Origin of the sequence: Kitasatospora sp. NPDC059747 (assembly GCF_042732955.1) — a bacterium.
Classification (GTDB): domain Bacteria; phylum Actinomycetota; class Actinomycetes; order Streptomycetales; family Streptomycetaceae; genus Kitasatospora.
In genome coordinates, this window is record NZ_JBHWGV010000006.1 from 68410 (window position 1) to 82219 (window position 13810).

Annotated in this window: 11 protein-coding genes; 5 read left to right on the forward strand and 6 right to left on the reverse strand. The window is 73.8% G+C overall.

What is annotated here, in order from left to right; translation table 11 throughout:
• Positions 1-68: 68 nt before the first annotated feature.
• Positions 69-1694 (reverse strand): cytochrome bc complex cytochrome b subunit, encoded by a 1626-nt coding sequence (locus ACFV4G_RS04480; protein ID WP_380436456.1) that lies wholly within the window; start codon positions 1692-1694, stop codon positions 69-71.
• A gap of 398 nt (positions 1695-2092) precedes the next feature.
• Here ACFV4G_RS04480 and ACFV4G_RS04485 point away from each other — a divergent pair, with 398 nt between their 5' ends.
• From ACFV4G_RS04485 to efeB, 3 genes are all read left to right on the forward strand, one after another.
• Positions 2093-2401, forward strand: a complete 309-nt coding sequence (locus ACFV4G_RS04485; protein ID WP_380436361.1) for a hypothetical protein — start codon at positions 2093-2095, stop codon at positions 2399-2401.
• A gap of 256 nt (positions 2402-2657) precedes the next feature.
• A complete protein-coding gene (efeU, locus tag ACFV4G_RS04490; protein ID WP_380436363.1) occupies positions 2658-4742 on the forward strand; it encodes an iron uptake transporter permease EfeU in 2085 nt (694 codons plus the stop codon).
• Positions 4742-6097 carry an iron uptake transporter deferrochelatase/peroxidase subunit gene (gene efeB, locus ACFV4G_RS04495; protein WP_380436365.1) on the forward strand — a complete coding sequence of 452 codons (1356 nt, stop codon included), beginning with the start codon at positions 4742-4744 and terminating at the stop codon, positions 6095-6097. The genes efeU and efeB overlap by 1 nt, the downstream gene beginning before the upstream one ends.
• Before the next feature lie 69 nt (positions 6098-6166).
• Here the strand turns inward: efeB and ACFV4G_RS04500 are convergent, their stop codons facing one another.
• From ACFV4G_RS04500 to ACFV4G_RS04510, 3 genes are all read right to left on the reverse strand, one after another.
• The gene (locus tag ACFV4G_RS04500; RefSeq protein ID WP_380436367.1) at positions 6167-7558 is read right to left on the reverse strand and encodes an ATP-binding protein; all 1392 of its coding nucleotides are present in this window, start codon (positions 7556-7558) and stop codon (positions 6167-6169) included.
• The gene (locus ACFV4G_RS04505) at positions 7555-8238 is read right to left on the reverse strand and encodes a response regulator transcription factor (protein WP_359971215.1); all 684 of its coding nucleotides are present in this window, start codon (positions 8236-8238) and stop codon (positions 7555-7557) included. Before ACFV4G_RS04505 ends, ACFV4G_RS04500 begins: the two co-directional genes overlap by 4 nt.
• Before the next feature lie 64 nt (positions 8239-8302).
• Complete coding sequence (locus ACFV4G_RS04510; RefSeq protein WP_380436368.1) at positions 8303-9259, reverse strand: helix-turn-helix transcriptional regulator; 957 nt, start codon at positions 9257-9259, stop codon at positions 8303-8305.
• 59 nt (positions 9260-9318) lie between these two features.
• Between ACFV4G_RS04510 and ACFV4G_RS04515 the strand changes: the two genes are divergently transcribed.
• Together ACFV4G_RS04515 and ACFV4G_RS04520 are read left to right on the forward strand one after the other, a co-directional pair.
• The gene (locus ACFV4G_RS04515; RefSeq protein ID WP_380436369.1) at positions 9319-9795 is read left to right on the forward strand and encodes a hypothetical protein; all 477 of its coding nucleotides are present in this window, start codon (positions 9319-9321) and stop codon (positions 9793-9795) included.
• A gap of 110 nt (positions 9796-9905) precedes the next feature.
• Entirely contained in the window at positions 9906-11375 is a 1470-nt protein-coding gene (locus ACFV4G_RS04520; protein WP_380436370.1) for a glutamate synthase subunit beta, read from the forward strand.
• A gap of 33 nt (positions 11376-11408) precedes the next feature.
• On the opposite strand, the gene ACFV4G_RS04525 is transcribed toward ACFV4G_RS04520, so the two are convergent.
• Both ACFV4G_RS04525 and ACFV4G_RS04530 read right to left on the reverse strand, forming a co-directional pair.
• Complete coding sequence (locus ACFV4G_RS04525) at positions 11409-11978, reverse strand: hypothetical protein (protein WP_380436372.1); 570 nt, start codon at positions 11976-11978, stop codon at positions 11409-11411.
• 243 nt (positions 11979-12221) lie between these two features.
• Positions 12222-13670, reverse strand: coding sequence for a TolB family protein (locus ACFV4G_RS04530; protein WP_380436374.1), 1449 nt, complete (start codon positions 13668-13670; stop codon positions 12222-12224).
• Between the last annotated feature and the right edge of the window lie 140 nt (positions 13671-13810).

A 13810-nucleotide genomic window follows, 5' to 3' on the forward strand; every position in this document is an offset into this window, starting at 1 on the left:
CCCACGGCCCGCCCCCCGCGGGGGGCCCCCCCCCCGGTGGGGGGGCGGCCCCTCGGCGCGTGCGGGGATCAGTGGTGGCCGTGGCCGCTGCTGATCTCCTGGTGCTCCTCGACGGTCGGCTTGGCGATCCGGCTGCCCTCGCCGTAGAAGCCGCGCGACAGCTTCGCCCGCGCGCGGGTGAACAGCCCGGCCCTGCGGGCCACGCCGTTCTCGTCCACCTCGGGCTCCAGCTCTACCGGCTCCGGCTGGTCGTGCGAGGTGAGGGTGTACATCCGGCCCTGCGGCAGCGGCGCGTGCACCTCGATGAACTCGCCGTGCTGGAGCCGCTGGATGACGCCGGTCTCGCGGCCGTGCAGCACCTTCTCCTTGTCGCGGCGCTGGAGGCCCATGCACCACCGCTTGGTGATCACGAAGACGACCACCGGCAGCGCGAAGAAGCAGATCCGCACCGCGTAGGTGATCGCGTTGATCGACAGGTGGAAGTGCGTCGCGAGCAGGTCGTTGCCGCCGCCGGCCAGCAGGATCAGGTACAGGCTGATCCAGGCCGCGCCGAAGGCCGTGCGCACCGGAGCGTTGCGCGGCCGGTCGGCGATGTGGTGCTCGCCGCGGTCCCCGGTGACCCACGCCTCCAGGAACGGGTAGCACCAGATGACCAGCAGGACGGTCGGGAAGACCATCAGCGGGACGAACACCCCGAGGTTCAGGGTGTGGCCGCCCCAGACGCTGATCTCCCAGCCCGGCATGACACGGATCAGGCCCTCGGAGAAGCCCATGTACCAGTCCGGCTGGGCGTCGGTGGACACCTGGTCGGGGCGGTAGGGCCCGTAGGCCCAGATCGGGTTGACCGTCGCGATCGCCGACATGAGCGCGATGATGCCGAACACCAGGAAGAAGAACCCGCCCGCCTTGGCGGTGTAGACCGGCAGCAGCGGCATGCCGACGACGTTGTCGTTGGTGCGGCCGGGCCCCGCGAAGTGGGTGTGCTTGTGGTAGAAGACCAGGATCAGGTGCGCCGCGAGCAGGCCCACCATGATCCCGGGGATCAGCAGGATGTGGACGGTGAACAGCCGCGGGATGATGTCGTGCCCGGGGAACTCCCCGCCGAACATGAAGAACTGCAGGTACGTGCCGACGATCGGCACCGCCAGGACGGCGCCCTCCATGAAGCGGATGCCGGTGCCGGAGAGCAGGTCGTCCGGCAGCGAGTAGCCCATGAAGCCGTCGAACATGCCGAGGAAGAGCAGCAGCGCGCCGAAGACCCAGTTGACCTCGCGAGGCTTGCGGAACGCCCCGGTGAAGAAGACGCGCATCATGTGCGTCAGCATCGCGGCGATGAAGACGATGGCCGCCCAGTGGTGGATCTGGCGCATCAGCAGGCCGCCGCGGACCTCGAAGCTGATGTTGACCGTGGAGGCGTAGGCCTCCGACATCTGGATGCCCTTGAGCGGGACGTACGAGCCGTTGTAGACGACCTCGCCCATGCTCGGGTTGAAGAACAGCGTCAGCCAGACACCGGTCAGGATGATGATGACGAACGTGTAGAGCGCGATCTCGCCCAGCATGAAGGACCAGTGGTCCGGGAAGATCTTGCGCAGGTTGGCCTTCGCCAGGGAGTAGATGCCGAGGCGGCCGTCGGCCCAGTCGGCGAGGGCCTCGGCCTTGTTCGCGGGCTGGTCACGCGTACTGGTGGTCACCGGTCCCGGCTGCGACTGCTGGTCGGTTCTCACGACGGGCTCCCCGGCGTCCTCGGCGTGCCGTGCTGGAGGCCCGTCGGCGAGAACGCCGGCCGGCGGAGTGATGTGATCATGGGACCTCTCGATACGGGACCGCCGGGCGGATCCGGCCCGCGGTGCTGGTGACCGCTGGTCCCGTTGCTCAGGGTGATGGATCGCTTACTCTGTCATGCTGTCGGCAGGGGGCCGACTGTGCACGTCCATCGGCCCGTCCGGCCGCTCGTGTCGGGCCGGACGGGGGTCCCGGGGCCCGCGATCGGCCGTCCGGGAAGCGGCCGGTGCTGCGCTCGGGTGCCGCCGAACCGTTTCGGCGCGCGCCGCGGCCCGGGGTCGCGGGAACCCGGGCCTACGCTGCGCCAATGGTGGATCACCGTGAACTCCTCGCTGACGTGACCGCGACCCTCTCCCGCGCCGGACTCGACGCCGCCGGCCCGTCCCCGCTGCGGATCGGCCCCGGTCCGGAGGGGGTGGTGGTCGGCTGGCCGCCGGGCGGCGATTCGCCCGAAGGGGTGCGCGCCGCCGTCCTCGGAGCGGCGGCGGTCGTCCTGCGGGAGGCCGGCCACGAGGTCGCGGAGGCGGACGGCGGCGACCTGCACGTGGCGCCCGTCCCGGATCCCGTCGGCGTCCCGGCCGAGCCGGAGACCGTTCCCGAGCAGTGGTGGGGCTGAGTCCTAGCGCTGGTGCGCCGGGAAGGCGGCGCGCCGGAGGCCGGGTCGAATGCTGAGACGGAAGGTGGGTTTCATACCTAACCCTTACCTTGGCGGCGGGTTCAGTGGCTCCCTGCACCTCTAAGGTTTGCCTAAGCTAAGCCGAGGCGCCCTGGACCGAACCAGTCCGGGGCGTTCGGCTGTGCCGTCCCCCGTCACCGCGGTGGGACTCCGAGGACAGGTACGACCCGGGGTGACCGGGGGAGGAGCCCGCTGCATGTGGGATGAAGCGTTTCCCAGCTTTTTGATCGGGCTGCGGGAGGGCCTTGAGGCCGGCCTGATCGTGTCGATCCTGGTGGCCACCCTTGTCCGGTTCGACCGCAAGGGGCGCCTGCCCCAGGTGTGGACCGGCGTCGCGGCGGCCGTCGCCGTCAGCCTCAGCTTCGGCGCGGTGCTCACCTTCACCGCCGCGAACCTGTCCGGCCACGCCCAGGAGGCGTTCGGCGGGATCCTCAGCCTGATCGCGGTCGGCTTCGTCACGGCCATGGTCTTCTGGATGCGCCGCTCCGCGCGCAGCCTGTCGGCCGAGATCCGTTCGAAGGTCGAGGCCTCGCTGGCGCTGGGCGCCGGCGCGCTGGTGCTCACCAGCTTCCTCGCCGTCGCCCGCGAGGGCCTGGAGACCTCCCTCTTCCTGTGGACCAACGTCCGCACCGCGGGTGAGTCCACCGGCCCGCTGATCGGCGCCGCGGTCGGCCTGGTGCTCGCCGCGGGCCTGTGCTGGGGCCTGTACCGGCGCGCGCTCAAGATGAACCTCACCCGGTTCTTCACCATCACCGGCGCCGGCCTGATCGTCATCGCGGCGGGCGTGCTCGGCTACGGCCTGCGCGACCTCCAGGAGTCCGGGCTGGTCGGCGGCTCCACGTCGTACGCGTTCGACCTCAGCGGGCACCTGGACGCGCAGTCCTGGTACGCCACGCTCGTGCAGGGCACGCTCAACCTCACCGTCACCATGACGGTCCTCCAGGTCGTCGCCTACGTCGCCTACCTGTGCATCGTCATGACGCTGTTCCTGCAGGGCCTGCGCGCCGGCCAGGCCGCGCCCGCCGCCGAGCAGACGGCGGAGAAGACGGCCGAGCAGGCGGCCGAGCAGACGGAGGAGAAGGCCACCGGGACGGCTGCCGGGACCCCCGCGCCCGCCGCCTCCGGCCGGCCGCGGTGGGTGCTCCCGGCCGCGCTGGTCGCCGTCCCGGCCGTCGTCGCCGGAGCCGTCATCGCCGTCAGCGACGGCAAGAAGGACAGCGCCGCCACCGTCGCCGTCTCCGAGCAGGAGTGCGGCAAGGGCTTCACCGCCCCGCTGCCCGGCCAGCAGGTCTTCCAGATGCGCAACACCGGCGACAAGGTCTCCGAGGTGTACCTGGTCAACCCGGCCAGCGGCGCCGTCTACGGCGAGGTCGAGGGCCTCGCGCCCGGCACCACCCGCGCCCTGACCGCCACCATCGGCACCGGCGACTACGCCTGGCGCTGCGTGCCCACCGGCGGCAAGTCCGTCACCTCCGCCTCCGTGCACGTCACCGGCGGCAGCGAGGTCAAGGCCGTCAAGCCGGTCGGCGACGGCGACCTCAACGCCCCGCTCGACGCCTACAAGGACTATGTCAACAAGGGCCTCGCGACCCTCATGACGCAGTCCCAGAAGCTCCAGGCCGACATCCACGGCGGCGACCTCGCGACCGCCCGGGCGGACTGGCTCACCGCGCACCTCCAGTACGCCTCGCTCGGCGCCGCCTACGGCACCTTCGCCGACCTCGACGGCAAGATCGACGGCCGGGCCGACGGGCTCCCCGACAAGACCGCGGACCCGGGCTTCACCGGCTTCCTGCGCCTGGAGTACGGCCTGTGGCACGGCCAGTCCGCCGCGGACCTCACGCCCGTCGCCGACGGCCTCGCCCGCGACGTCGCCACCCTCGTGCACGACTTCCCCACCCAGGACTTCGACCCGGCCGACCTGCCGCTGCGCGCCCACGAGATCCTGGAGAACACCCTCCAGTTCGAGCTCACCGGCGACACCGACATGGGCAGCGGCACCAGCCTCGCCACCACCCAGGCCAACCTGGCCGGCACCCAGGAGCTGCTGACGCTCCTCCAGCCGCTGCTCGACGAGCGCGACCCGCAGGTCCTCGTCCGGGTCAACACCGGGATGAAGCGCGTCGGCGACCTCGTCGCGGCCGCCCGCACCGCCGACGGCTGGACCCCGCTGGACAAGCTGCCCGCCGACGCCCGCCGCCGGCTCAACGGCGCCACCGGCCAGCTGCTCGAAGACCTGTCCCCCATCCCCGCCCTGCTCGAGATCCGGAAGGCCGCCTGATGACCGACCACACCGCAGCCACCGGCTCCTGCCCGTTCCCGCACGGGGCTTCCGCCGCTGCCGCCGCGCAGCAGGCCGCCGCCGAGGCCGCCGGCCAGGGCGGCTGCCCGGCCGGCCCGGCCCGCCGCAGCTTCGTGCGGGCGGCGCTCGGCGCGGGCGCGGGGGCGGCCGTCCTGGCGGGCACCGGTGCGGCGTTCACGCTCTCCGCCGAGCCGGCCGCCGCGGGCGACGGCCACCAGGCCTCCAACGGCGTCGTGCCCTTCCACGGCGCGCACCAGGCCGGCGTCACCACCCCGGCGCCCGGCTACGCGGCCTTCGTCTCCTGCCAGGTGATCGCCCAGGACCGCAAGGCCCTGGAGGACCTGTTCAGGACCCTGACCGAGCGGATCCGCTTCCTCACCGCCGGCGGCACCCCGCCGGACCTCGGCGTCGGCGCGCCGCCCTCCGACAGCGGCCTCCTCGGCCCGGTCGTGGCCACCGACAACCTGACCGTGACGGTCGGCGTCGGCGCCTCGCTCTTCGACGACCGCTACGGCCTCGCCAAGGCCAAGCCCGTCAAGCTCGCGCCGATGAAGACCTTCCCCAACGACAACCTGCAGGCCGCCGAGCTCCACGGCGACCTCTCGCTGCAGATCTGCGCCGACCGCCAGGACACCGTCCTGCACGCCCTGCGCGACATCACCCGGCACACCCGCGGCGCGATGCAGATCCTCTGGCGGATCGACGGCTTCCAGAACCAGTCCCGCCCCGACGGCGCCCAGCGCAACCTGCTCGGCTTCAAGGACGGCATCGTCAACCCGGACACCGCCTCCGCCCGCGAGATGGACCGGCTGGTGTGGGTCACCGACGGCATGGGCGAGCCCGCGTGGGCGACCGGCGGCAGCTACCAGGTCATCCGGATCATCCGGATGCTGATCGAGTTCTGGGACCGCGTCACCCTCACCGAGCAGGAGAAGATGTTCGGCCGCCGCCGCGACACCGGCGCCCCGCTCGACGGCCACCAGGAGAACGACGCCCCGGACTACGCCAAGGACCCGGACGGCAAGGCGATCCCGCTCAACGCGCACATCCGCCTCGCCAACCCGCGCACCGCGGACACCGACACCTCGCGCATCCTGCGCCGCGGCTTCAACTACGACCGCGGCATCGACAAGGCCGGCAACCTCGACATGGGCCTCGTCTTCTGCTGCTACCAGCAGGACGTGGTGCGGCAGTTCGAGGCCACCCAGACCCGCCTCGTCGGCGAGCCGCTGGTGGACTACATCTCGCCGACCGGCGGCGGGTACTTCTTCGTCCTGCCGGGCGTGAAGGACGACGTCGACTGGCTCGGCCGGGGGCTGTTCGCCGCCGCCTGACCCCCGCGCGCGCCACGGCCCCCGGAACTCTGGAGGAGTGCCGGGGGCCGTTCGCGCGTCCGCGGCCCGTCAGTCGCCGAGGGTGAAGCCGATGACGGCGCCGCCGCCGTCCCGGTTGACGGCGAACGCGGTGCCGCCGTGCGAGGTGGCGACCTCGTGGACGATGGCCAGGCCGAGTCCCGAACCGGGCAGGCTGCGCGCGGCGGTGGCCCGGTAGAAGCGGTCGAAGACGCGCTCCAGGTCGGCCGGGTCGATGCCGGGACCGCGGTCGCGCACCTCGACCCTGGGACCGCTCACGACGACGTCGATCGGGGCGGCCCCGGCCGGGTCGAACTTGGCCGCGTTGTCGAGCAGGTTGCCCACCGCGCGGGCCAGCGCGTCCGGGCGGGCGGTGACCACGGTGGCGTCGGCGTCCACGGCGATCTCGCGGCCGGTGCGCCGGCGGGCCTGGGCGGCGGCCTCGCGGACCACGTCCGCCAGCACCACGTCGACCGGGTCCTCGTCCGCCTTCTGCTCGGCGGCCAGCGCCACGAGCTCGTCCACCAGCAGGGTCAGCTCCTTGGCCTCCTCGGCCAGGTCGTCCAGCAGCGCGGTGCGCTCGGCGGGCGGCAGGCGGTCCAGGCTGGGGAGCACCGAGAGGTTGGTGCGCAGGCTGGTGAGCGGCGTGCGCAGCTCGTGCCCGGCGTCCTGGACCAGCCGGCGCTGGTTCTCCTTGGCGGTGGCGAGCCGGCCGAGCATCCGGTCGAAGGCCCGGCCGAGCCGGCCGACCTCGTCGCTCCCGGCGGCCGGCACCGGGACGTCCAGCCGGCCGCTGTCGGCGACCAGTTCGGCGACGTCGGTCAGCCGCACCAGGCGTCCGGTGATCCGGCGGGCGAGCAGCCAGCCGGCCGCACCCGCGAGCAGGGCGACGGCGGCCACCACGGCCGCCATCTGACCCCGCAGGGCGTACAGCAGGTCCTCGACGTCGCCGGTCTCCTGCACGACCTGGACGGCACCCCGGCCGCCGCCGAGCGAGACGACGCCGACCCGGTAGGTCGCGTCGCCGACGTGCCGCACGCCGATCACCGTCCGGGCGGGGGCGGTGGCCCGGGCGAGGTCGCCGTCGTCCGGCGCGCCCGGGAGGACGACGTGGGAGCTGCCCGGGAGGACGGCGCCGTTGGCGTCGAGCGCCTGCGCGGTGACCCGGATCGGGCGCAGCAGCTGCTCGCTCAGACCGGTCGGCCCGTTGAAGTCGCCGGGGTACAGCGTCTGCCGGGTGACCTGGTTGCCCACCGACTGGAGCGCGGTGGTGAAGTCGGCCTTCTCGTCGTCGCGGATCAGCGCGGCGGCGGCGTGGTAGCCGAGGGCGCCGATCAGCACCGCCACCAGGACGGCCAGCGCGGCGAACGCCAGCGACATGGTGGTGCGCAGGCCCGGGCGCGGCCGGAGCCGGCGCGGGTCGAAGCGGCGCGGGCGGGTCACGAGGCGCGCAGCGTGTAGCCGACGCCGCGGACGGTGTGGATCAGCGGTGCCAGGCCGGGGCGGTCGAGCTTGCGGCGCAGGTAGCCGATGAACACCGCGAGGTTCTTGGAGCCGGGGCCGAAGTCGTAGCCCCAGATCCGCTCGTAGACGGTGGCCTGGTCGAGCACCGAGCCGGCGTGCCGGGTGAGCAGCTCCAGCAGGTCGAACTCGGTCCTGGACAGCTCCAGCTCCTCGCCCGCGCGCCAGGCCCGCCGGGCGCCCGGTTCGACCCGCAGGTCGGCGACGGCCAGGACGTCCTCGACGGGCTGCTCCGGGGGGTTGCGGCGCAGCAGGGCGCGCAGGCGGGCGAACAGCTCGCCGACGTCGAAGGGCTTGACCAGGTAGTCGTCCGCGCCGGCGTCGAGCCCGGCGATCCGGTCCTGGACCTCGACCCGGGCGGTGAGCATCAGCACGGGCGTGCGGTCGCCCGCGGCGCGCAGCCGGCGGCAGACCTCCAGGCCGTCCGGGGCGGGCATCATCACGTCGAGGACCAGGACGTCCGGGCGCTGCTCGTCGAGGGCGGCCAGCGTCCGGGCGCCGTCCGCGGCGGTGCGCACGCGGTAGCCCTCCAGCTGCAGGGCGCGGGTGAGGGAGTCGCGGATGGCGCGGTCGTCCTCGGCGATCAGCACGGTGTGGGTCATGCGTGGGATTCTCCCTGGCGTGTGCACGGCGGTTCCAGGCGGGGGGCGGGGCCGGCCGGCGGGCTCACCCGTCGGCGTAGCGGTCGGCGAGGGCGCGGGCGGTGGCGGCGAGGCGGGCGCGGAGTTCGGGCGGGGCGAGGACATCTATGTCGGTGCCGAGCGCGAGGAAGGCCGCGTGGGCGTGATCGAGCGACTCGATCGGCAGCACGGCCCGCGTCCGGCCGTCCGGCTCGGGGACGCCGGTGGCCTCGGCGGCGCGCGCGGCGGCGGTGCTCAGGCGGGCGGTGGCGCCGGGGGCGAGCAGGACGAGGGCCTCGCCGCGGTGCAGGCGGGCGTGGAAGTCGGCCTCGTGGCGGCGCCAGTGGGACGCCAGGGAGAAGTCGTCGGGGATGGTGAACTCCTCGTCGGTCTCGGTGAGTTCGAGGATCTGGTCGACCCGGTAGGTGCGCGGCCCCGGCCCGGCGACGACGTACCAGCGGCCGGCCTTGAGGACGAGGCCGTACGGTTCCAGCCGGCGGTCGACGTCCGTCGGCGCCTTCCAGCGGCGGTAGCGCACCCGCAGCACCCGGCCGCGCCACACGGCGTCGGCGACCTGCGCCAGGAACGGCACCTCGTCGTCCTCCGCGTACCAGCCGGGCGCCTCCAGGTGGAAGCGGGTGCGCAGCCGGTCGGCGTCCGCGCGCAGCCCGGGCGGCAGCGCGGCGCGCAGCTTGAGCTGGGCGGCGGCGAGGGCGGGGCCGAGCCCGAGGGCGGCGGCCGGGCCGGGCAGCCCGGCGAGGAACAGCGCCTCGGCCTCGCCCGCGTTGAGCCCGGTGAGGCGGGTGCGGTAGCCGGCCAGCACCTCGTACCCGCCGCCGTGCCCGGCGTCCGCGTACAGCGGCACGCCGGCGGCCTGCAGCGCCTCGACGTCCCGGTAGACGGTGCGCACCGAGACCTCCAGCTCCTCGGCCAGCCGCTGGGCGGTCATCCGGCCGTTGGTCTGGAGGAGGAGCAGGATCGACAGCATGCGGGCGGACTTCACGGGGACCCCTCGGACTTCACTGACACACGATGTCAGGGAACCCGGCTTAGCGTCCAGGCATGGGACTTGAGAACAACACCGGACGAACCGACTTCGACTTCCTCGTGGGCGAATGGGACGTGGCCAACCGCCGCCGCGCCGACTTCCTCGACCCGCGCAGCCCGTGGGAGGAGTTCCCGGGCGTGACGCGGGGCTCGCGGCACTTCGGCGGCAACGCGAACGTCGACGAGATCGACTTCCCGACCGAGGGCTTCTCCGGGCTCACCCTGCGGCTGTACGACCCGGCGCGCGAGGAGTGGTCGCTGTACTGGTCCAGCACCCGCACGGGCACGCTGTTCCCGCCGGTCGCCGGGCGGTGGGCGGACGGGCGCGGCGAGTTCTTCGGGGACGACGAGTACGACGGCACGCCGGTGCGGGCGCGGTTCGTGTGGTCGGGCGTGACGGCGGACTCGGCGCGCTGGGAGCAGGCCTTCTCCACGGACGGCGGCGCGACCTGGGTGACGAACTGGACCATGGAGTTCACCCGGCGCGCGTAGGTCCGGCCGCCCTCGCGCCCCCACCCTTCGTGGGCGTACGGTGGCCACACGGTGGCGCGTCCGGCGCGCCCCGGACGTTCCCTGCACGGCACGTCCTGCCGGAGGCCGCTATGGCAGACCGGATGGCCTTCTTCACCACCCCGCGCGCGGAGCGGGCGCGGCGGGACGCGCACGAGCGGGTGGGGGACTGGCGCGAGGTGTACCGGCCCGGGGCGCTGCTCCCGGTGGTCGGCGGGCAGGCGGGCCGGTGCATGGACTGCGGCCTCCCGTTCTGCCACGACGCGTGCCCGCTCGGGAACATCGTGCCCGAGTGGAACCGGCTGGTGGCCGACGGCGACTGGCGGGCGGCGGCCTCCCGGCTGCTCGCCACCAACAACTTCCCCGAGTTCACCGGCCGGCTCTGCCCGGCGCCCTGCGAGAGCGCGTGCGTGCTCGCGATCGACGGCGCCGCCGTGACCATCAAGAACGTCGAGCTGGCGATCGCCGACCGCGCGTGGGAGAGCGGCTGGGACCGGCCCCGCCCGCCGGACGTACCGAGCGGGCGGCGGGTGGCCGTGGTCGGCTCGGGCCCGGCCGGGCTGGCGGCGGCCCAGCAGCTCACCCGCGCCGGGCACGCCACGACGGTGTACGAGCGGGCCGACCGCCCCGGCGGGCTGCTGCGCTACGGCATCCCGCCGTTCCGGCTGGAGAAGCACCGGCTCGACCGGCGGCTCGACCAGATGCGGGAAGAAGGCACCGGCTTCCGGTGCGGCGTGCGCGTCGGCCGGGACGTCGCGGCGGGGGAGCTGCGGGCCGGGTGCGACGCGCTGGTGGTCGCGGTGGGCGCCACGGCCTGCCGCGAACTTCCGCTGCCGGGCCGCGACCTGCCCGGCGTGCACCAGGCGATCGCCTACCTGACCTGGGCGAACCGGGTGGACGAGGGCGACCGCCCGGACTCGCCGCTGTCCGCCGAGGGCCGGCACGTCGTGATCGTCGGCGGCGGGGACACCGCCGCGGACTGCCTCGGCACGGCGCTGCGCCAGGGCGCAGCGTCCGTCACCCAGCTCGACATCAACCCGCGCCCGCCGGAGCGCCGGGCGGCGGGGCAGCCGTGGCCGGTGCACCCGAAGGTCTACCGGGAGACGACCTCGCACGAGGAGGCGGGCGCGGCGGCGGCCGGGCCACGGGTGTTCGCGGCGGTGGCCGTCGGCTTCGAGGCGGGCCCGGACGGGCGGCTCGCGGCCGTGCGCTTCGCCGAGGCGCAGCCGCCGGACCGCGGGCCGCGGCCGGGCACCGAGCGGAGCCTGCCGGCCGGGCTGGCGCTGCTCGCGCTGGGCTTCGCCGGGCCCGAGCCGGACCAGGAGCTGATCCCCCAACTCGGGCTCGCCACCGGCCCGGACGGCGCGCTGACCCGGGACGACGGCTTCGCGACGGGCGCGGACGGCGTGTTCGTCGCGGGCGACGCGGGGCGCGGGCAGTCGCTGATCGTGTGGGCGGTCGCCGAGGGGCGGGCGGCGGCCGCGGCGGTGGACCGCTACCTGCGGGGCGTCACCGAGCTCCCTGCTCCGATCCGGGCGTCGGCGCGGGCGTTGACGCTGTGAGGGGGCAGTGGTCCTGCCCCCTCACCCGGGCCGTCAGCTCAGGCCGAGGACCGACAGGGCGGTGGTCCAGTCGGTGACGATCGCCTGCTGGGCGGGGACGAGGTCCACCTGGTGGTTGCAGACGGCGCGGTAGAGCTTGTACTCGACGCTGTCCTTGTCCGTCGAGGTCGACCCGTTGCTGCCGGTGGCGTAGTGCGGCTGCGGCCACAGGTTGTTCGGGTCGGTCGGGTGGCCGCCGAGGGAGAGGGGGATGAAGTGGTCCTCCTCGTAGTCGGACGTGTTGGTGTCGCTGTAGCCGTACGCCGCGATCTGCTGGATCTTCAGCTTGGTGGTGTAGCTGGACGGCGGGCGGATGGACGTGCTGTAGCCCGGCACGCAGATGGTGTCGTCGATGGTGGCCTGGGTGACGTCCGGGTTGGTGGCGCCGGGGGTGCAGGCCGGGTCGGGCAGCGGGAGGTAGGCCTGCGAGCAGGTCTGGTCGAGCGGCGCTGCGGCGCGGTGCTGGGTGGGGGCGGCGGCGTGCGCGGTGCCGCCGGCTGCGAGCGCGCCGACGGTGAGGACGACGGCGGCCACGGCGGGGGCGAGGCGCTGGGAACGAAGCATGTGGGGAGCTTCCTGTGGCGGCCCGGCTTCCTTCGCCGGGCGGTGTGTCCATGCCACCACCATGGGATCTATGCGGGTAGACCGTGAATGGTGAACTGTTGACAAAGTGTCAGTCAACAGAGTCGTGGAAACTATTCGCTTGACGTGAACAGAACGGGCCTGCTGCGCGGTTGATCGCGCGGCAGGCCCGGTGGGGTGGCGGTGGCGGTCCGTCAGAACCGGTGGGGTGGCGGAGGCGGCCCGTCAGAACCGGTACCTGTGGACGAACACATCGGGGAGCTTGTTGGAGTCGTCCGGCACGAGGGTGCCGTCCTCCGACGTGAACAGCACCGTGGTGCCGAACGCGTCGACGAACGGGGCGCTCGACCCGCCGGTGCTCTGCGAGCCGTCGGTGGCCACGCTGACCCGCTCGGTGCGGTTGCTCCACAGGTCGAACCGGAAGACGTCGGAGGCGTTGTTGGTGTCCCCGGGCACGAGGTCGTCGGCCGTCGAGCTGAAGTAGACCCAGCGGTCGTCCGCCGTCATCCGGCCCTCCCACGCGTCGGAGCGGACCGTGGTGCCCGGGAGGGCGACGGTGGCGGAGCGCTCGGTGCCCTGCTCCAGGTCGCGGACGAACACCTCGAAGTGACGGTCCCACGGGCCGGTGCCGTGGAAGACGGGGGCGGAGAAGACCGCGAACCGGCCGTCGGGGCTGAGGCTCGGGTTCTCCACGCCGCGCGAGCCGCCCTTGCCGTCCGGGCTGGCGAGGCGGGTCTCCTCGTCGTCGAGGTCGCGGACGTAGAACGGGTAGCTGCGGGGCTTGAGGATCCTGGGGCTGCTGCCCGTGCTGGTGCTGGTGCCGGTGCTGCTGGTGCTGCTGCCGGGCGCGAGGTCGTCGGCGGTGGTCCGGTCGCCGAAGGCGTCCTCGGGGAGGGTGCCGGGCTTGTCCTGGGCGATGAGGTTGGTCGCCTTGGAGATGAAGCCGACGGTGCGGCCGTCCGCGCTGATCACCGGCGAGGCGGAGGAGCCGTTGGCCGCGGTGCCGTCCGCGCCGATGCTGACCAGGCGGGTCTTCCCGGTCCGACGGTCGGTGACGTAGATGGTGCCGCCGTGCGGGGTGACGCCGGAGGGGGCGAGGTCGGTGCGGTCGGACTGGAAGGCGACGTACCGGCCGTCCCAGCTGATCGACGGGGTGCCGGCGGAGTGGCCGGTCTGGGGCTTCGCCGGATCGGTGGCGGCGACCGGCTCGGTCCTCCCGGTCAGGCGGTCGTGGACGTAGACGTCCGGGGTGGCGCGGCCGGCGCCGGAGCCGAGGTTCGTCGCGGAGGACGTGAACGCCACGAAGCGGCCGTTGCCGCTGATGGTGGCCTCGTAGGAGTCGAGGTCGGCGTCGGCCCCGGCGGTGCTGACGTCCTCCCGTTCGACCTTGCCCGTCCACAGGTCGCGGACGAAGACCTTGGTCCGGCCGTTGCCGCTGCCGGGCAGGAGGTTGGAGGCGCTGGAGGTGAAGACGGCGAAGCGGCCGTCCGCGCTCAGGCCCTGCGCGTTCGAGGCGCCGTCGGGCTGCGAGCCCGGGGTGCCGACCGTCACCCGCTCGGTGGCGCCGGTGGGCGCGTCGGCGTGCGCGGGCGCGGCCGCCGCGCAGGCCAGCGCCGCCGCGGCCAGTGTGCAGGCGGCGCGCAGGACGTGGCGCGTCGGGCGTGCTCGGTTCATCGTGGTCCCTCCCCTGGGATCGGCGGGCCGCGCTCGACTCCCCGGCGGCCGGCCCGGAGTGAGCCAAGCGCCTGATGGGGAAGGGGTCAACGGTTGTGCGGCCGGGGCGGCGTATTCACGTCAATCGTTCTCGCACTGCC